The organism is Cellulomonas marina (assembly GCF_900111925.1).
Lineage (GTDB): Bacteria > Actinomycetota > Actinomycetes > Actinomycetales > Cellulomonadaceae > Cellulomonas > Cellulomonas marina.
On sequence record NZ_FOKA01000009.1, the window covers coordinates 137,901 to 156,289 of the forward strand.

Annotated in this window: 16 protein-coding genes; 9 read left to right on the plus strand and 7 right to left on the minus strand. The window is 76.4% G+C overall.

Going from position 1 to position 18,389, the window contains the following annotated elements; genetic code table 11:
* Positions 1-34: 34 nt before the first annotated feature.
* Positions 35-1,597: a family 20 glycosylhydrolase gene (locus BM048_RS11275; protein ID WP_090033166.1), complete on the minus strand. Its 1,563-nt coding sequence runs from the start codon at positions 1,595-1,597 to the stop codon at positions 35-37.
* Between the two features lie 58 nt (positions 1,598-1,655).
* Here BM048_RS11275 and BM048_RS11280 point away from each other — a divergent pair, with 58 nt between their 5' ends.
* From BM048_RS11280 to nagB, 6 genes are all read left to right on the plus strand, one after another.
* Positions 1,656-2,807, plus strand: coding sequence for an ROK family transcriptional regulator (locus BM048_RS11280; RefSeq protein ID WP_239078673.1), 1,152 nt, complete (start codon positions 1,656-1,658; stop codon positions 2,805-2,807).
* 105 nt (positions 2,808-2,912) lie between these two features.
* Positions 2,913-4,286: an extracellular solute-binding protein gene (locus BM048_RS11285; protein ID WP_239078674.1), complete on the plus strand. Its 1,374-nt coding sequence runs from the start codon at positions 2,913-2,915 to the stop codon at positions 4,284-4,286.
* A 235-nt stretch (positions 4,287-4,521) separates the two neighbouring features.
* Entirely contained in the window at positions 4,522-5,508 is a 987-nt protein-coding gene (locus tag BM048_RS11290) for a carbohydrate ABC transporter permease (RefSeq protein WP_239078675.1), read from the plus strand.
* Positions 5,505-6,344, plus strand: coding sequence for a carbohydrate ABC transporter permease (locus tag BM048_RS11295; RefSeq protein WP_239078676.1), 840 nt, complete (start codon positions 5,505-5,507; stop codon positions 6,342-6,344). Before BM048_RS11290 ends, BM048_RS11295 begins: the two co-directional genes overlap by 4 nt.
* Positions 6,341-7,294: an ROK family protein gene (locus tag BM048_RS11300; RefSeq protein ID WP_090033167.1), complete on the plus strand. Its 954-nt coding sequence runs from the start codon at positions 6,341-6,343 to the stop codon at positions 7,292-7,294. The genes BM048_RS11295 and BM048_RS11300 overlap by 4 nt, the downstream gene beginning before the upstream one ends.
* On the plus strand, positions 7,294-8,076 hold the full coding sequence (gene nagB / locus BM048_RS11305; protein WP_090033169.1) for a glucosamine-6-phosphate deaminase: 783 nt from the start codon (positions 7,294-7,296) through the stop codon (positions 8,074-8,076). Before BM048_RS11300 ends, nagB begins: the two co-directional genes overlap by 1 nt.
* 31 nt (positions 8,077-8,107) lie before the next feature.
* Here the strand turns inward: nagB and BM048_RS11310 are convergent, their stop codons facing one another.
* The 4 genes from BM048_RS11310 to BM048_RS11330 form a co-directional block, all read right to left on the minus strand.
* The gene (locus BM048_RS11310) at positions 8,108-9,004 is read right to left on the minus strand and encodes an ABC transporter permease (RefSeq protein WP_239078677.1); all 897 of its coding nucleotides are present in this window, start codon (positions 9,002-9,004) and stop codon (positions 8,108-8,110) included.
* Positions 9,001-9,849 carry an ABC transporter permease gene (locus BM048_RS11315; protein ID WP_090033170.1) on the minus strand — a complete coding sequence of 283 codons (849 nt, stop codon included), beginning with the start codon at positions 9,847-9,849 and terminating at the stop codon, positions 9,001-9,003. The genes BM048_RS11310 and BM048_RS11315 overlap by 4 nt, the downstream gene beginning before the upstream one ends.
* Complete coding sequence (locus BM048_RS11320; protein WP_090033254.1) at positions 9,846-10,610, minus strand: ABC transporter ATP-binding protein; 765 nt, start codon at positions 10,608-10,610, stop codon at positions 9,846-9,848. The genes BM048_RS11315 and BM048_RS11320 overlap by 4 nt, the downstream gene beginning before the upstream one ends.
* 161 nt (positions 10,611-10,771) lie before the next feature.
* A complete protein-coding gene (locus BM048_RS11330; protein ID WP_090033256.1) occupies positions 10,772-11,848 on the minus strand; it encodes an ABC transporter substrate-binding protein in 1,077 nt (358 codons plus the stop codon).
* Between the two features lie 225 nt (positions 11,849-12,073).
* Here BM048_RS11330 and BM048_RS11335 point away from each other — a divergent pair, with 225 nt between their 5' ends.
* Positions 12,074-13,495, plus strand: coding sequence for a cytochrome P450 (locus BM048_RS11335; RefSeq protein WP_090033172.1), 1,422 nt, complete (start codon positions 12,074-12,076; stop codon positions 13,493-13,495).
* On the opposite strand, the gene BM048_RS11340 is transcribed toward BM048_RS11335, so the two are convergent.
* Positions 13,485-15,731 (minus strand): EAL domain-containing protein, encoded by a 2,247-nt coding sequence (locus BM048_RS11340; RefSeq protein ID WP_090033174.1) that lies wholly within the window; start codon positions 15,729-15,731, stop codon positions 13,485-13,487. The two genes, BM048_RS11335 and BM048_RS11340, sit on opposite strands and share 11 nt — an antisense overlap.
* A 22-nt stretch (positions 15,732-15,753) precedes the next feature.
* On the minus strand, positions 15,754-16,599 hold the full coding sequence (locus BM048_RS11345; RefSeq protein ID WP_239078678.1) for an alpha/beta fold hydrolase: 846 nt from the start codon (positions 16,597-16,599) through the stop codon (positions 15,754-15,756).
* 163 nt (positions 16,600-16,762) lie between these two features.
* Between BM048_RS11345 and rsgA the strand changes: the two genes are divergently transcribed.
* Positions 16,763-17,929 carry a ribosome small subunit-dependent GTPase A gene (gene rsgA / locus BM048_RS11350; RefSeq protein ID WP_090033175.1) on the plus strand — a complete coding sequence of 389 codons (1,167 nt, stop codon included), beginning with the start codon at positions 16,763-16,765 and terminating at the stop codon, positions 17,927-17,929.
* A gap of 71 nt (positions 17,930-18,000) precedes the next feature.
* Positions 18,001-18,384, plus strand: a complete 384-nt coding sequence (locus BM048_RS11355; protein ID WP_090033259.1) for a sterol carrier family protein — start codon at positions 18,001-18,003, stop codon at positions 18,382-18,384.
* The last annotated feature ends 5 nt before the right edge of the window (positions 18,385-18,389 follow it).

Consider the following 18,389-nt stretch of genomic DNA (forward strand, 5'->3'; position numbering starts at 1 on the left):
ATAGTGCTTCTGTCAATGCATTGCGGCGCCGGGGTTACTCCTGCGACCCGTCCCACTGGGCGCCCGCCGCCCGGTGCCACCGCAGCCCCGCCCGGTCCCACCCCGGGGCCAGCCCGACCACCCGGCGCAGGAAGTCGTCGGGGTCGCGCCGGTCCGGCGCCGACCAGGCGACCTCCGCGACCGCGGCGAGCCGGGGCAGGAGCAGCTCGGTGACGTCGTCGAGGGACCGGGTCGTCTCGCTCCACAGCGCGGCCTCGACCCCGAGGACGCGTGCGGGGTCGAGGCCGGGGACGACGGCGAGGGGCTCCCAGTCGTACGCCTGCGCCAGCGGGACGTGCCCGGCCCACTCCAGGCCGAGCCGGGTCGCGGCGTCGTACTTCATGTCGAGGTAGACCCGCGAGGCGGGGGACAGGACGACCCCGGCACCGGACGCGGCGGCGGCCCGCACCGGACCCATGTCCTGGCGCAGGTCCCACACCTGCAGCACGGCGTCCGGACCGAGCCCGGCCGACGCCGCCTCCTGCCAGGCGACCGGGGTGCGGCCCGCGGCGCGGAGCACGTCGGCCGCCGTCCGGACGAGAAGCTCGTACTCGGAGGCGTCCATGGTCAGCACCTCGTCGCCCCCGAGGTGCACGTGCGGCCCCTCCGTGAGCGCGGCGACGTCCGTGAGGACGTCCCGGAGGAACGCGCCCGTGGCCGGCAGGTCGGCGTGCAGGCGGCTGAAGCCGACGCCGATGCCCGTGTAGGCCGTGGCCGGCTCGCCCGACGGCGTCAGCTCGCCCAGCGCATGCAGCGCGGCGTTCACGTGCCCGGGCAGGTCGATCTCCGGCACGAGGCGGACGCCACGCTCGGCGGCCTGGGCGACGAGCCCCCGCCACTCCTCGACGGAGTACCAGCCGCCGGGGTCCCCGTCGACGGCGGTGGGCCCGGACCGCTCGACGAGCGCCGGGCGGGACGGCACCTCCAGCCGCCAGCCCTGGTCGTCCGTCAGGTGCAGGTGCAGGACGTCCAGCTTGAGGTCCTCGAGCGCGTCGAGGACGGCGACGACCCCGGCCACCGGCAGGAAGTGCCGCGCGACGTCGAGCGACAGGCCGCGCCACCCGAACCGGGGCGCGTCGAGCACCTCGACGGGCCGGACCACCCAGGTGTCCCCGTCGCCGTGCCCGTACCGGTGCCCTGTCCCGTGCCCGGCGAGCTGCCGCAGCGTCACGAGCCCGTGCCGCAGGCCGGCCTCGTCGACCGCTCGGAGGTCGACGCCGCCGGCGGTGACCCGCAGGTGGTAGGCGCCCGGCGGCGCGGGCTGCGGGACCGGCGCGGGGAGGTCGGCCGTCAGGGCGAGGCGGACGGGCGCCGGCGCAGGGCCCGGGGGAGGGGTGAGGTCGGCGTTCGCGTCGTCGCCGGGCCGCTGCGCCCGCAGCAGGCGCCGCAGCACGGCCGCGCCGCCCTGCGCCCCCGGTCCGACCTCGACCGGCGACGCCGACGAGACGACGACGAACCCGCCATCGTCCGACTGGTCGTCCGACTGCTCGCCCGCCGAGCCGTCCGGACGCCGCAGGGCGAGCGGCGCGGGCACCACACCGACGGGGACGGGTTCCATGGCGCTCCTCGAGGAGGGGTCTTGACGGCACAATAGTAAGGCAGGTCTACTAACAAACGTGACGACTGCGACGCTCCGGCCCCGCAACAAGCTGCTGCCGGAGCACGCCCGCGTCCAGCACCGGTCGATGGTGCTCCAGCGGCTGTTCCACGGCGGGCCGGCGTCGCGGGCCGACCTCGCCCGCGCCACGGGGCTCACCCGCGTGACGGTCTCCGACCTCGTCGGCTCGCTGCTCACGGAGGGTCTCGTCGCCGAGCTCGGGCCCAGCGCCGGCGGCCGGGTCGGCAAGCCGGCCACCTTGCTGGGCCTGCGGACCGAGGCGTTCCAGATCGTCGCGCTCGACCTCACGGACGACGCCGTCCTGCGCGGCGGCGTCCTCGACCTGGCCGGGCGGGTCGTCGCGCGGGGCAGCCGCGACGCCCGGGATCTGACCGGCCCCGCCGCGCAGGAGGCGGTGCTCGCGCTCGCCGCCGAGCTCGTCGACGCGGCGTCCCGCCCCGTGCTCGGCGTGGGCGTCGCGTCCCCGGGCGTGGTCGACGACGAGGGCCGGGTGCTGCAGGCGCCCAACCGGGGGTGGGTGGACGTGCCCCTGGCGGGGGACCTGCAGGCGGCGCTGGGCGTGCCGGTGCACGTCGCGAACGACGCCAACGCCGCGGCCCTCGGCGAGCTCACCTACGGCGGCGCGGCGGGCGACGGGCTGCTCGTCGTCACGGTCGGCCTCGGCGTGGGGGCCGGCACGGTCCTGGGCGGCGTGCTGGTGCAGGGGGACCGGCACGCCGCGGGGGAGCTGGGCCACGTCACGGCCCTCGACGAGCGGGACACGGCGACCAGCCCCATCGGCGCGCCGCGGCCGTGCGCCTGCGGCCGCACGGGCTGCCTCGAGACGGTCCTGTCGGTGCCGGCGCTGCGCGCGCGCGTCGCCGGTCTCGACGGCACGGCCCGTGCGGAGGCGCTGGCCGCCGTCGGCCGGCGACTCGGCGTCGTGCTGGCACCCGTGCTCAGCGCGCTCGACCTGCAGGAGGTCGTGCTCGCGGGTCCGGCCGACCTGCTGGCGGGACCGCTGCTCGACGCCGCCCTCGCGGCCGTGCAGGACCGCACCATGCCGGTCATCGGCGGCGGGCTCCGCCTGCGGATGACCTCGCTCGGCGAGGACGGCGCCCTGTCCGGGGCCGCCGTGCTCGTGCTGTCCGGCCAGCTCGGGGTCTCCTGACCCCGAGCCGGCCGTCTCCGTCCGATCACCACCACGACCACCGGTGCAGCGGGGTGCTGGCACACCCCGCACCGCGCACCGGTGCCCACCAGGAGGGTCACCGACATGACGATGCTACGAACCCCGGGCCGCCGCGTCCTCGCGGGCGCGGGCGTGCTCGCGCTCCTCGCCCTGACCGCCTGCAGCGGCGACGCGGCCGCCGAGGGCGGCGACGGGTCCACGGGCCGCTCCACCGGCGGCAGCGACGCCGCCGAGATCACGCTCTGGCTCAACGGGACCGACACGCCCCAGGCCCTGCGCGACTACCTGACCGACACGTTCGCGGCCGAGAACCCCGGCTCCACCCTGGTCATCGAGGAGCAGGACTGGAGCGGGCTCGTGCCCCGGCTGCAGACCGCGCTGACCTCGGCGGAGCAGACCCCGGACGTGGTCGAGATCGGCAACACGCAGGCGCCGACCTTCACGTACGCCGGGGCGTTCACGGACCTCACGGACCTGTACGAGGAGGTCGGCGGGGACAAGCTGCTGCCGGGCTTCGTCGAGGCCGGGTCCGTCGACGGTTCGGTGTACGCGCTGCCGTACTACTCCGGCGCGCGCGCCGTGTTCTACCGCAAGGACCACTTCGCGGCGGCCGGCGTGGAGGTCCCGACGACGCTCGCGGAGCTCGGCGACGCCGCGGTGGCGCTCCAGGCGGCCAACCCCGCCGGCGTCGAGAGCTACTCCGGCCTCTGGCTGCCCGGTCAGGACTGGTACAACGGCATCGCCTGGGTCTTCACGCACGGCGGCGACCTGGCGGTCCAGGACGGCGACACGTGGGTCGGCGCCCTGTCCGAGCCCGAGGCCCAGGAGGGCCTGGCCGAGGTGCAGCGCATCTTCGCCGAGGGCACGAAGGCGCCGAAGGATGCGGACTCCGCCGAGCCGTGGGTGCCGTTCAACAACGGCGAGGCCGCCATGTTCTCCGCGCCGACGTGGGCGCGCTGGAGCATCGACCTGCCCGAGTGCAACAAGGGCGTGGCGCCCGACGACGAGTCGGAGGAGGCCACGGCGCTCCTCGCGGAGCAGCAGGCCTGCAACGAGGAGAAGACGGGCGTCTTCCCGCTGCCCGGCCTCGAGCCCGGCACGCCGGCCACGGTCTTCGCGGGTGGCTCCAACATCGCGATCCCGGCGATGAGCCAGCACCAGGAGCTCGCGAAGAGCCTGCTGCGCATCATGTTCGGCGAGGAGTACCAGACGATGCTCGCGGAGAACGGCCTCATCCCCGCCAACAGCGACTACGCCTCGGCCATGGGCGACGACCCCTACGCCACGGCGGCCGTCGACGCCGCGCTCGGGGCCAAGCTCACGCCGGCGGCCGAGAAGTGGGCCGACGTCGAGGGTGACCGGATCCTCGAGGACTTCTTCCAGCAGCTGGCGAGCGGTGCCGACCCGGCGACCGCGGCGGCGCAGGCCGACGACCTCATCACGGCCGCGCTGGGCTGATCCGCCGCCGCACCGCCGCCGCACCGCCACAGCACCGCCACCGCACCGGCGCGCTCAGGGGGGCGCCGGTGCGGCGGACCCCGGCGCCCCCGGCGTGCCATTCGCGACACGCCGGGGGAGCCGCCCGCACCGCCCGGTCCGCCGCACCGACGGACCACCCCCGGCCGCCCGGCCCGACCACGCGCGCACGCCCCGCCGTCGCCCCGCACCCGCCCGTCCCCGCCCGGAGGACCCCGTGTCGCTCACCCGTCCCGACGCCGCGGTGCCCGCACCCGCGGTGCCGCCCACCGGGCCCCCGCTGCCCGTGCCGGCCGCCACCCGGCCGGCCCGTCGTCGCCGCCGCCTGCCGACGCTCGGCCCGCGCCTCCTGCTCGTGCCGGCCCTCGTCGCCATCGCGGTGGGGCTGGGCTACCCGCTCGTGCGGCAGCTCGTCCTGTCGTTCCAGGAGTACGGCCTGGCGCAGCAGTTCGGCCGACCGGCCGAGTGGGTGGGCCTGCAGAACTACCGCACGCTGCTCTCCGACCCCTACGTCTGGACCGTCATCGGCCGCTCCGTGGCGTTCTGCGCGGTCAACGCTGCGGTGACGATGGTGCTGGGCGGCGCGCTCGCGCTCCTGCTGCACCGGGTCGCCCGGCCCGCGCGGCTCGTCCTGCAGATCTCGCTCCTGCTGGCGTGGGGCACCCCCGTGCTGGCGACGACGACGGTCTGGCAGTGGCTGTTCGACTCCCGGTACGGGGTCGTGAACTGGGTGCTCGCGGAGGGCCTCGGGCTCGAGGGGATGCGCGGGCACTCCTGGCTCATCGAGCCGCTGTCCTTCTACCTCGTGGCGACCGTCATCGTCGTGTGGATGTCCGTGCCGTTCGTGACCTTCAGCCTCTACGCGGCGCTGCTCCAGGTGCCGACGGAGACGCTCGAGGCCGCGCAGCTCGACGGCGCGGGCGCGGTGCAGCGGCTGCGGCGCGTGGTCCTGCCCATGATCCGGCCCGTGCTCCAGATCGTCACGCTCCTGCAGGTCATCTGGGACCTGCGCGTGTTCACCCAGGTCCACGTGCTGCAGCGGGCCGGCGCCCCCACCCGGGACACGAACCTGCTCGGCACGTACATCTGGTCCCTGGGAGGGGAGTTCTCCATGGCCGGCGCGATGGCCACGATCATGCTCGTCCTCACCCTCGCCCTCACCGCCGTCTACCTGCGCTCCGTGCTGCGCGAGGAGGAGCTGTGACCCCCCGCCGCGGCGTGCTCGCCGGTCGCCTCTGGGGCGCGGTCGCCGTCGTCGTCGGGCTGCTGTGGGCGTTCCCCATCTACTGGATGGTGAGCAGCGCCTTCCTCCCGACGAACGCCCTGCGCCGCCCCGACCCGACGTTCTTCCCCGTCGACGGGACGCTGTCCAACGTGCGGCGCGTGCTGGCCGACCCGACGTTCCTCGCCTCGTTCCGCGTGTCGCTGGCGGTCACGGCGCTGACGCTCGTCGCCGCGCTGCTGTTCGCGTTCCTCGCGGCGCTGGCCATCAGCCGCTACCGGTTCCGCGGGCGGCGCTCCTTCGTCCTGACGGTGCTCGTCGTGCAGATGATCCCGGCGGAGGCGCTGTTCATCTCGCAGTACCGCACCCTCGACGAGTGGGGCCTGGTGAACCAGGTGACCGGGCTCGCGCTCGTCTACGTCGCCGCGATCCTGCCCTTCACGATCTGGATGCTGCGCGGGTTCGTCGCCGGCGTCCCCGTCGAGCTCGAGGAGGCCGCCATGGTCGACGGGCTCTCCCGCACGGGCGCGTTCTTCCGCATCACGTTCCCGCTGCTGGCCCCGGGCCTCGTGGCGTCGGGGGTGTACGGGTTCCTGCAGGCGTGGAACGAGTACACGCTCGGGCTCGTCGTCATGACGGACCCCGCCCGGCGCACGCTGCCGCTGTGGCTGCAGGGACTCGTCGAGGCCAACCGCGCGACGGACTGGAGGCTCGTCATGGCCGGGTCGGCCGTCATCGCGCTGCCCGTCATCGGGTTCTTCCTGCTCGTGCAGCACCGGTTGACCTCCGGCCTCGTCGCCGGGGCGGTGAAGGGGTGAGCACGTGGACCGCCGGCCTGGACGTCGGGGGCAGCAAGGTGCTGGGGGTGCTCCTCGAGGACGGGCTGCTGCGGCGCACGGTCCGGCTGCCGTCCGTGCCGGGCGTCGACGGGGTCGTCGGGACGGCCGAGGACGCGGTGCGGCAGCTCTGCCGGGAGCAGGGGGTCGAGGTCACCGCGCTGCGGGGCGTCGGCGTCGGGCTGCCGGGGATGGTCGACGTCGTGACGGGGGAGGTGTCGCACGCCGTGAACCTCGGGCTCGCCGGGGCGGTCCCCGTGGCGCGTCCCCTGACGGACCGGCTGGGCGTGCCCGTGGCCCTCGAGAACGACCTCAACGCCGCCGCCCTCGGGGCCGCCACGGTCCTGGGGCTGCACGGCGACCTCGCATTCCTGTCGCTGGGCACGGGCGTGGCCGCCGGGCTGCTGCTCGACGGCCGGCTGCGGCGGGGGCACAGCGGTGCCGCCGGGGAGATCGGGCACCTGCCGTACGACCTCGACGGGGACGTCTGTCCCTGCGGGCAGCGCGGCTGCCTCGAGCTGTACGCCTCGGGCGCGGCGATCGCCGGCGCCTGGCGGGGACCGGCCGGCGTCCCGCCGGCGGCCGCGCTGTTCGACGCCGCCGCCGCCGGTGACGTCGACGCCGTGGCCGTCCGCACGGTCTTCACCGACGCCGTGGCCACCGCCGTGCAGGTCCTCGTGCAGACCTGCGACGTGGAGCACGTCGTCATCGGCGGCGGGGTCGCGCAGCTCGGGTTCCCCCTGCTGGTGGCGGTGCGCCGGTCCCTGGCGGCCCGCACCGCGGGGTCGCCGTTCCTGGCGAGCCTGGCGCTGGCGGACCGCGTCCAGGTGGCGCGGCCCGAGCTGCTCGTCGCACCGATCGGGGCCGCCCTGGCTGCGGCGGTCCCGCCGGACCGGGCGCCCGAGGAGGCCGTCGTGGAGGTGGGGCGCTGATGGAGGTCGTCGTGGCCCCCGCCGCGGAGCTGGCCAGGATCGCCGCCGGCGCCGTCGAGGAGGTGCTGCGGACCCGACCCGCGCCGGTGCTGGGACTGGCGACGGGCTCGTCGCCGCTCGCGCTCTACGACGAGCTGGCCCGCCGGCACGCGGAGAAGGGCCTGTCCTTCGCGCACGCCCGCGGCTTCCTGCTCGACGAGTACGTCGGCCTTCCGCCGGGCCACCCGGAGCGCTACCGCGCGGTCGTCGGCCGCGAGCTGGTGGCGCGCACGGACCTGCCGCCCGACGCGGTTCTCGGCCCCGACGGCGACGCCGAGGACCTGCCGACGGCGTGCGCGGCGTACGAGGCGGCGATCGACGCGGCGGGCGGCATCGACCTGCAGGTGCTCGGCGTCGGGACGGACGGCCACGTCGGGTTCAACGAGCCGGGGTCGTCGCTGGCCTCGCGCACGCGCCTGAAGACGCTGACCGCCCGCACCCGGTCCGACAACGCCCGGTTCTTCGGCGGGGACGCCGAGGACGTGCCGCACCACGTGCTCACGCAGGGCCTCGGGACGATCCTGCGCGCACGGCACGCGGTCCTGCTCGCGACGGGGGAGGCGAAGGCGGCCGCCGTGGCGCAGGTCGTCGAGGGCCCCGTGAGCGCGCGGTGGCCCGGGACCGTCCTGCAGCTGCACCCGCACGCGACGGTCCTCCTCGACGACGCGGCCGCCTCGCGGCTCGAGCTCGTCGAGCACTACCGCGCCACGTGGGCCGGCAAGCCGGCCTGGCAGGGGCTGTAGGACGCGCCGGCCGGGGCGCGGGCGGGCGCCGTCAGGACCGGCCGGCGGCCGGGCCGAACCGCGACAGCACCCACTGCTCGACGAGCTGGGCGAGCGTGTAGAGGACGAGCGAGGCCAGCGTCACGACGACGACGAGCGCCCAGACCTTCGTGTTCTGCGCCCGCCCGACCGCGGACACGACGCCGTAGCCGATGCCGCCGCCCGTGGCGAGCCACTCGGCGATGAGGGCGCCGGTGATGGCACCCGGCACGGAGATGCGCACCGCGGCGAACACCGACGGCAGCGCGGCCGGCAGCTGCACCAGGCGCAGCACGGTCCGCGGCCCTCCGCCCAGCACGGTGACGACGTCCTGGACGCCCGCCGGCGACGAGCGCAGTCCCAGCACGATCGTCACCAGCGCGGGGAAGAGCACGACGATGCCGCCCATGACCGCCACGGACGCGACGCCCCGGCCCACGAGCAGGATGATCACCGGTGCCATCGCGATGAGCGGCACCGACCGGAAGAGCATCGCCACGGGCAGGATCGCGCCCTCCGCCCCGCGGGAGAGCACCATGGCCGCCGCGAGCAGCAGCGCCGCGCCCATCCCGACGACGAAGCCGATGGAGGCGTCGAGGAGCGTCCGCCCCAGCAGGTCGAGCACCTCGGTGCGGTTCGCCACCGCGTCGGCGTCCGTGGCGAGGTACTCCCACACCTGCGCCGGGCCCTTGCCGACGTACGGCGACACGTCGAACGCGGCCAGCAGCCCGGTCCAGGCCAGCAGCACCACCGCTGCCGTGACCAGCGCGTCCACGACCACGCGGGACGTCCGGCGCAGGGCGGGGTGCGCGAGGCGACGGGGCGCCGGCTCGGCCGTGGACGTGGTGGTGGACGGGGCGGGGGGCGCAGCGGTCGACGCGTGCAGCGGCGAGCTGGGCGACGCCGTCACGAGGCACCCCCCGGCGACGCGGCGGTCGTGGCGGCAGCGGCGACGGAGCCGCCCGAGGTGCCCGAGGACCACGGCGTCGCGAACCGCGCCAGCACGGCGAACAGCGCGTACCCGGCGCCGGCGAGCAGCGCGCACGCCAGCGCGATGCCCCACGCCCGCTCCGCGTCCAGCGACTGCCCGGCGTTGACCAGCGCCGGCCCGGCCCCGCGGTCCACGCCGCCGATGTACTCGCCCAGGATGGCCCCGAGCAGGGCCGCCGGCGCCGCGATCTGCAGCGCCCCGAGGACGTGCGGCAGGGCGGCGACGAGCCGGACGCGGACGAGCTGCTGCCACCGGCCGCCCCCGAGGACGGTGACCACGTCGAGCGCGGCCGGGTCGGCGGAGCGAAGGCCGAGCACGGCGCCGACCACGGTGGTGAAGAAGACCGACAGCGCCGCGAGCACCACGGCCGTCCCGGACGGCTGGCCGCTGGGCGGGGGGCCGATGACGATGTAGAGGATGGGCGTGATGGCCACGAGCGGGAGGCAGTAGGACAGCACCGCGAGCTGCAGGACGAGCCGCTCGAGCGCGGGGACCAGCAGCACGAGGGAGGCGAGGGCCAGGGCGACCCCGTTCCCGACGAGGAAGCCGCGCACCGCCTCCTGCACGGTCACGGACAGGTTCGCGACGTAGAACCCGAGGCCGTCGTCGACGAACCCGGCGAGCACGCCCGCCGGCGTCGGCATCGTCGTGCCGGCCAGCACGGTCACGGCCGCGAGCCACCACACCGCGACGAGCCCCAGGACCCCGCCGGCGCCGGGTGCCCACCGCCGGGCGACGGCCGCCGCCCGCGCACCCGCGGTCACGCGCCGCCGCCGAAGAGCAGCTCCGAGGCGTGGTCGTGCAGCGCGTGGAACTCCGGCGTCCGCATCATCCCCGGCGTGCGGGGACGGGGCAGGTCGACCTCGATGACCTCCTTCACCCGGCCGGGCCGCGGGCTCATGACCGCGACCTGGTCGGAGAGGAAGATCGCCTCGGAGATGCCGTGCGTGACCATCAACGTCGTCGCCGGCTTCTCGGTCCAGATGCGCAGGAGCTCGAGGTTCAGCCGCTGGCGGGTCATGTCGTCCAGCGCGCCGAACGGCTCGTCGAGCAGGAGCACCGACGGCTGCACGACGAGCGCCCGCGCGATCGACACGCGCTGCCGCATCCCGCCGGAGAGCTGCGCAGGCTTGGCCGCCTCGAAACCCTCCAGCCCGACGAGCCGCACGAGGTCGGCGACGAGGGCGTCGTCGGGACGGGTCCCCGCGACCTCGAAGGGCAGCCGGATGTTCGCCACCACGCTCCGCCACGGCAGCAGCGCGGCGTCCTGGAACGCGATGCCCAGCGCGTGCTCGCCCCGCAGCTCCAGCGGCGTGCGACCCTCGACGAGCGCCGTGCCGGTGGTCGGGGTCTCGAGCCCGGCGAGGATGCGCAGGATCGTCGACTTGCCGCAGCCCGAGGGGCCGAGCAGCGACAGGAAGCTGCCCTTGTCGGTGAACAGCGTCGTGTCCGCCAGCGCCGTCACCTGTCGCCGGCCGGTGCCGAACGTCTTGCCCAGGCCGTCGAGCCGCACGCCGGTGCCCAGGGAGACGCCGGCCCTCGCGCCGGCCCCGGCCGCCGGCCCGGAGCCGGCCCCGGCCTCGCCCTCGGAGGGCCGGGTCAGGCCCGGGCCCGAGACCGGCCCCGAGACCGGCCCCGAGACCGGCCCCGAGACCGGCCCCGAGACCGGCCCCGAGACCGGCCCCGTCACTGCGCCAGCTCGGGCTGCTCCTCGAGCAGCTCGGTCAGCAGGCTCAGGTCGAACAGGTCGTCCGCCTCGACGTCGATCCCCGCGGCCGCGAGCGTCGCCAGGTTCTGCTCGATCAGGTCGTCGGAGATGGTGAACAGCCCGTTGGCGTCCGTTTCCTCCGTGACGATGAGCGTCTCGGCCTGGATCGTCGCCTGCTGGACCTCCTTGGCGAGGTCCAGGTCCAGGTCCGTGCCGTACTCCTCGACCGCCAGGCGCGCGCCCTCCTCCGGGTCGGCGACCGCGTCCTTCCAGCCACGGATCTCCGCCTCGAGGAACGCCTTCACCTTCTCGGGACTCTCCGCAATCATCTGGTCCGTCGTGACGACGGACTCCGCGACGAACGGCAGGCCGTTGTCGGCGAACAGCAGGTTCGTCACCGTGTGCCCCTCGGACTCCACGGTGATCGCCTCGTTGGTCACGTAGGCGAGGAACCCGTCGACCTCGCCGTTGACCAGCGGCGACGGGTCGTACTCGACCGGCACCTTCGTCACGTCCGCGGGGTCGATGTCGTTGACCGCCAGCAGCGCGTCGAACAGCGCCTCGTTGGGGCCGGCCTGCACGCCGATGCGCTTGCCGACGAGGTCCTCCGGCGTCGCGATGTCGCCCGCGTCGGCCAGCGACAGGATGGTGAAGGGGTTCTTCTGGAAGGTGGTGCCGACGATCTTGAGCGGCGCCTCCTCCTCGGCGACGACCTGCCCGACGGAGACCGCGTTGGACAGCCCGAAGTCCGCCCCGCCCGACAGGACGATCGACTCGGTCGCGCCCGGCCCGGCGTTGAGGGTCACCTCGCTGAACCCGGCGTCGGTGTAGTAGCCCTTGCTGTCCGCGAAGAACTCGCCGGCGAACTCGGCGTTCTTGATCCACGACAGCTGCACGGTCAGCGGCCCGAGGTCGGCCGGCCCCGACGACCCGTCGGCGGCCGGCGCCGCGCCGTCCCCCTCGTCGGACGACGAGCAGGCGGTGAGGGCGAGCGCGAGGACGGCGGCGGCAGCGGCGAGGCGGTGACGGCGGCGGGTCGGGCGGGGGAGGGGCATCGGCACTCCGTCTCGGACGTGCGCGCGCATCGCGCACGGGGGCGGCGGCCACCCCGGCGGCGCACGGGGCGACGCGGGACGGGTGGCGGCAGGACGACGGCGACGGTAGGGGTCGCGCGTGTCGGGCCGGTCTCGGCGTTGTGTCCGGGGTGTCAACGCCGTCCCGGCGCGCGCGCGGCGGCGCCGGGCCGCAGGGTGGTGATGCCGCCCCGGCCGAGGAGGACCATGACCGACACCGCGCACCCGACCGCGACCCCGACGACCACCGCGACGTCCACCGCGACGTCCGGTGATCGCCGACCGCCGGTGCTGCCCCGCGCCACGCCGGTCGAGACCCTGCAGGTGCTGGGCGGGCTCGTGGTGCCGCTGCTGGCACGGGGCGTGATCGTCCGACGGCCGGCGGCCGAGGCGCTCGCGGAGCGGTTCGACGCCGACGCCCGCGCGGTGCGGCTGCTGCAGCGGCTGCGGCACCGGCACGGCGAGGGCCCGCTCCGGCTGCGGCTGCCCGGGCGGCGGATGGTCGTGCTCCTCGCGCCCCAGCACGTGCACCGCGTGCTCGACGGCACCCCGGTGCCGTTCACGGCGGCGACGAAGGAGAAGCGCGCGGCGCTCGGGCACCTCGAGCCGCACAACGTGCTGATCTCCTCCGCCGAGGAGCGCGCCCGGCGCCGGCCGTTCCACGACGCCGTCCTCGACAGCGCCAGCCCGGTGCACCACGCGGCCGGTCCGCTGGTCCGCGCGGTCGTCGACGAGGCGGACGGGCTCCTGGCCGACGCCGCCGCCCGGGGGGAGCTCGACTGGGACGCCTACGTCGCGCACTGGTACCGCGCGGTGCGTCGGCTCGTGCTGGGCGAGGGCGCGGCCGACGACACCGACCTGACCGACGACCTGCGCCGCCTGCGCGCGGCCGGCAACTGGGCGTTCCTGCGGCCGCGCCGCCGGGCGCTGCAGCGCCGGTTCTGGTCGCGCCTGGGGGAGCACCTCGAGCGCGCGGAGCCCGGGAGCCTCGCGGCCCACGCGGCGCGCGTGCCGGTGGAGCCCGGCACGGACGTGGTGCAGCAGGTCGTCCAGTGGCTCTTCGCGTTCGACGCCGCGGCGTGGTCGGGGATCCGCGCGCTGGCGCTGGTCGCGACGCACCCCGCCCACGCCGCCCGCGTGCAGGGGGAGGTGGCCGGCCGCGACCTCGCCGTGCCCCAGGACCTGCCGCTGCTGCGCGCCACGCTGCTGGAGTCGCTGCGGCTGTGGCCGACGACGCCCGCGGTGCTGCGGGAGTCGGTCGAGCGGACGCGGTGGGAGGGCGGCCCCATGCCGGAGGCGACGAGCATCCTCACCTACGCGCCGTTCTTCCACCGCGACGCGGAGCACCTGCCGCAGGCCGACGCCTTCGACCCCCGCCTGTGGGACGAGCGCGCCGGCGGCGCGGTCGCCGGGGAGTGGCCCCTCGTCCCGTTCAGCGCCGGGCCCGCCGCATGCCCCGGGCGCAACCTCGTGCTGGAGACGACGAGCACGTTCCTCGGGCGCCTCGTCCAGGGGCACGACGTCGAGCTGCTCGGGCGGCCGCGCCTGGCGCCGGACGGGCCGCTGCCGGGCTCGCTGGACCCGTTCACGCTGCGGTTCGCGGTGCGACCCCGGGACGTCAGCCGCTGACGGCCGGCCCGCCCGCCGGGTCGACGTCCGGGGCCGTGCGGAGCAGCTCGCGCAGCGCCGCGGCGGGCTGCGGCCGCGCGAGGCGGAAGCCCTGCCCGAGCACCCCGAGGTCCCGCAGCACGTCCTGCTGGCCGGCGGTCTCGATGCCCTCGGCCACGCAGCCGACGCCGAGCTCCCGGGACAGGGTGACCACGGCGCGCACGATCGCCGTCTCGGTGACGTTGTCCGGGATCCCGGCGACGAAGCTGCGGTCGATCTTGAGGGCCGTCACCGGGAACTGCTGCACGTAGCGCAGGGACGCGTACTGCGTGCCGAAGTCGTCGAGCGCGATCCCGACCCCGGCCTCGCGCAGCGCCCGGAGGTTGTCGAGGGTGGTCCCGGAGGCCTCGAGCAGCGCGGACTCGGTCAGCTCGAGGTGCAGGCGGGCGGGCGCCAGGCCCGTCGTCGCGAGCACCCGCAGGACGCGCTCGGCGAAGACGGGCCGGGTCGTCTGCTCGGCAGCGACGTTCACCGCCACCGTGAGGTGCCCGAACCCCAGCGCGTCCCAGCCCACCGCCTCCTCGCACGCGCGCTGCAGCATCTGCTGGCCCAGCGGCACCATGAGGCCGCGCTCGGCGGCCACGTCGAGGAACTGGCCCGGCAGCAGGACGGTGCCGTCGTCGTCGTGCAGGCGGCACAGGGCCTCCGTGCCGACCATCCGCCCGGTCGCGAGGTCGTAGACGGGCTGGAACCACGGCACGACGGCGCCCGTGGCCAGCGCCCGGCGGAGCTGGCGCTCCCGGTGCTCGCGCGCGGCGAGCTCGGCCTGCAGGGCGGCGTCGTGCAGCCGGTGGCGGTTCCGGCCGGTGGCCTTCGCGCGGTAGAGCGCGACGTCGGCCGCGTGCTGCAGGGCGTCCGGTGCCGTGGTGGCGTCGGGCCGGCACACCGCCGCGCCGACCGTGCAGCTGGTCTGCACCGTGCCGCCCGTGAGGATCGCGGGCGCGCCGACGAGGTCGACGAGGCCCTGGGCCAGCCGGGACGCCAGGTCCTCGTCGGCGTCCGGGCACAGGACGGCGAACTCGTCGCCGCCGAGCCGGACGACCACGTCCTGCGGCCGGACGTGCGCCCGCAGCCGGCCCGCCACGAGGACGAGCAGCTCGTCGCCGGCGTGGTGGCCGAGCCGGTCGTTGACGGCCTTGAACTCGTCGAGGTCCAGCACGAGCAGCGCCAGGGGCCGGCCCGTGCGGCGGGCGTCGTCGAGCCCGGACGCCAGCCGCTCGTCGAAGAGCGCGCGGTTCCCGGCGCCGGTCAGCGGGTCGTGCAGGGCGGCGTGCCGCAGCCGCTCCCGGAGCTCGGCGCGGTGCAGCGCGATCGCGGCCTGGTCGACGAGACCGCGGTGGGTCTCCGCCTGCTGCTCGGGGAAGGACCGCATGCGCCGGTGCACCGCCTGGTAGACCCCGGCCACGCGCCCGTCGACGAGGACGGGGTGCGCGACCGCCGACGCGAGGCGCGCGTGCCGGAGGGCCGCCGCCATGGCGGGTCGGTCGGCGACGTCCTCGGGGGCGAGGAGGACGACGGGGCTCGCCGTGGCGAGCGCGAGGGCCGCGGGGACGTCGTCGTCGGGCGTGAGCACGGCGGGCGCCAGGACGTGGGGACCCTCGACCCTGCGCAGGTGCAGCCTCCCGGTGCCCTCGTCGTGCAGCCACACCGCCACCGCCGTGACGGGCGCGACGGCCCGCACGGCCGCGACCAGCGCGGCCGCGACGGCGTCGTGGTCCTCGGCCGCCGCGAAGGCGCTGACGGCCGCGTTGAGCACGCGCAGCTGCCGCCCGGAGGCCTCGGCGGCGGAGCGCGCCCGCACGAGGTCGCGCTCGTAGGAGCGGCGCTCGGAGGCGTCGAACATGGAGCTGCGGACGAGGACGGGCTCGCCCTCGCCGTCGGTGACCACCCGGGTGCTGACGAGGACGGGCAGCGCCTCCCCGTCCGCGCGGCGCAGGTCGAGGGCCATAGCCGGCGCCGCGCCGCCCACCTGCACCAGCGGCAGGAGGTGCGTGTCCGCCCACGCGCGCGAGCCCGGCGTCAGCAGGTCGACCAGCGGCTCCCCGACCACCTGCGCCCGGTCCAGCCCCGTCCACGCGAGGAACGTCGCGTTGACGCGCACGACGCGGCCCGCCAGGTCCGTCGAGACGTACGCGCAGGGCGCGTGCTCGTACAGGTCGTCGAGGTCCTCCTCGACCGGGACGTCACGGGCCGTCACGGGGCGCCCACGGCGCGTGCGCTCACAGCTCGGCCAGGAAGCCCCGCACGGCGGCGACGGTCTGCTCCGGCGCGCTGAGGTGAGGGCAGTGCCCCGTCGTCTCGACCATCGCCAGCCGGCTGCCGACGACGTGCTCGTGCACGTAGCGGCCCACCTCGACCGGGGCGATGGCGTCGCGCGTCGCCTGCACGACGAGGGTCGGCACGCGCACCGCCGCCAGGTCGTCGCGGTTGTCCGACAGGAAGGTCACCTCGGCGAACTGCCGGGCGATCGTCGGCTCCGTCCGGCAGAAGCTCTCGGTCAGCTCGCGGGCGAGCTGCGGGCGGTCGGGGTTGCCCATGACGAGCGGACCCATCGTCCCCGCCCAGCCGAGGTAGTTGCCGGACATCGTCTCGAGCAGGCCGTCGATGTCCGCGCGGCTGAAGCCGCCCGTGTAGCCGGTGGACGGGTCGTCGACGTACCGCGGGGACGGCCCGACGAGCACGAGGGCGCCGATCCGGGTGGTCCGCGCGGCGGCGATGACGGCGATCATCGACGACACGGAGTGCGCCACGACCACCGCGTCCTGCAGGTCGAGGGCCGTGCACAGCTCGACGAGGTCGTCGGCGTAGCCGTCGAGGCTGTCGTACCGCGCCTCGTCGTAGGCGGACAGGTCGGACCCGCCGGCGCCGACGTGGTCGAGCAGGACGACCCGGTGGTCGGCCTCGAAGGCCGGCGCCACGAACCGCCACATGCTCTGGTCGCAGCCGAACCCGTGCGCGAACACCATGGGGCGCGCGGTCACCGGTCCGTGCACGTGCACGTTGTGGCGCGCCAGGACCCGGGCCGCCTCGTCCGGCACCAGCTGCGCGCCCTGCGTCGGCGTCATCGCCCCGCCCTCCCCTCGCGACGGCCCGGTCGGTTGCGTTCCCGGCGGACGTCCGTGGGTCGCAGTGTGCCAGGAGCGGGCGCCGCCGTGGCGGGCGCGGGCCCGCCGGGGCGGGGGAAAATCCCGTGGCCCGGGACCGGCCGGCGCTCCTAGCGTCGCCGTCATGACCCCGCCCCTCCCCGCCGGCGCCGCGACGGCGGTCCCCGACACCGGCGCCTCCTCCGGCACGGGTGCCGCTCCCGGTGTCCACCGCGTCGTGCGGGCCGACCACGGCGCGCTCCTCGTCGTGCCCGACGAGAGGCTCGACGCGCCGCCCCTGCGCGCGGTGCTGGACCGGGACGGGCTGGCCGCGCTCGTCGGCGGCGGACCTGGCGACGGGGCCGACGACGGGGCCGACCACGGGCCCGAGCACGCGGCCGACGGGAGCGAGGCGCCCGCGCGGCTCGTGCCGGCGGTCGGGGACCGCGTGGTCCTCGTCGAGCGGGGCGGCGTCCTCGCGGTCGGCGGCCTGCTGCCGCGTCGGACCGCGCTCGTCCGCGACGGCGCCGACCGGTCCTCGCGGGAGCAGGTGCTCGCCGCCGGCGTGGACGTCGTCCTCGTCGTCGAGCACCTCGACCCCGACCCGGCACCCGGACGCGTGGAGCGGCTGCTGACGCTCGCCTGGCGGTCCGGGGCGAGGCCGGTCGTCGTGCTGACGAAGGCCGACCTCGTGCCCGACCCCGACGGCATGGCGGCGGACGTCGCGCGCGTCGCCGTCGGCGTCGACCTCCACGTGGTGAGCGCCGCGACCGGCACGGGGCTCGGGCCCGTGCGGGCGCTGCTGGGGCCGGGGACGACGGTCGTCCTCGTCGGGCCGTCGGGCGCGGGCAAGTCGACGCTGGTCAACGCGCTGGCGGGGGCCGAGGTGATGACGACGGGCGAGCGCCGGGCCGACGGGCGGGGCCGGCACACGACGACCCACCGCCGGCTCGTCCCGCTGCCGGGCGGCGCGGCCCTCGTGGACACGCCCGGCATCCGGGGCGTGGGCCTCGTCGCCGACGAGGCGTCGCTCGACCGGGCCTTCGCCGACGTGGCGGACCTCGCCGGCGCGTGCCGCTTCCGGGACTGCGCGCACGCGGGCGAGCCCGGGTGCGCGGTGGCGGCCGCCGTGGCGGACGGGGAGCTCGACCCCCGCCGGCTCGAGAGCTGGCGACGTCTGGCGCGGGAGGCGGCGCACCAGGCCCGTCGCGCGGACGCTGCCGCCGCCGCGGCGGAGAAGGCGCGGCTCAAGGCCAGGACCGTCGCGTACCACCGGGCGGTGCGCGGCGGCGGGGGCGTGCAGCGGCCCTGAGCGCGGCGAGCCGTCCGGTGCGCGGACCGCCCGGTGCGCGGACGGTCCGGGGCTCGGGCAGAGTGGGTGCCGTGCCCCCTCGTCGTCGGACCGCTCCCGTCGACGGCCGCGCGGCGCTCGACGTCTGGCGCACCGGCCCCGACGACGTGCCCGTCCCCGCCCGGCGCACCGCGGTCCGCTTCACGCTGGAGGAGCTGGCCGAGGTCGCTCCCGGGAACGCCGTCGAGGTGCGCGTGCCGCCGGACGGCGCCGTCCAGGCCGTCGAGGGCCCGCGGCACACCCGCGGGACGCCGCCCAACGTCGTCGAGACCGACCCGCGCACGTGGCTCGAGCTCGCGACGGGGATCACCTCGTGGGCCGAGGCCGTCGGTGCGGGCCGCGTCCGGGCGTCGGGGGAGCGGGCGGACCTGAGCGCCTGGCTGCCCCTGCAGGCCACGCGTCGACGCCCCTCCTAGGATCG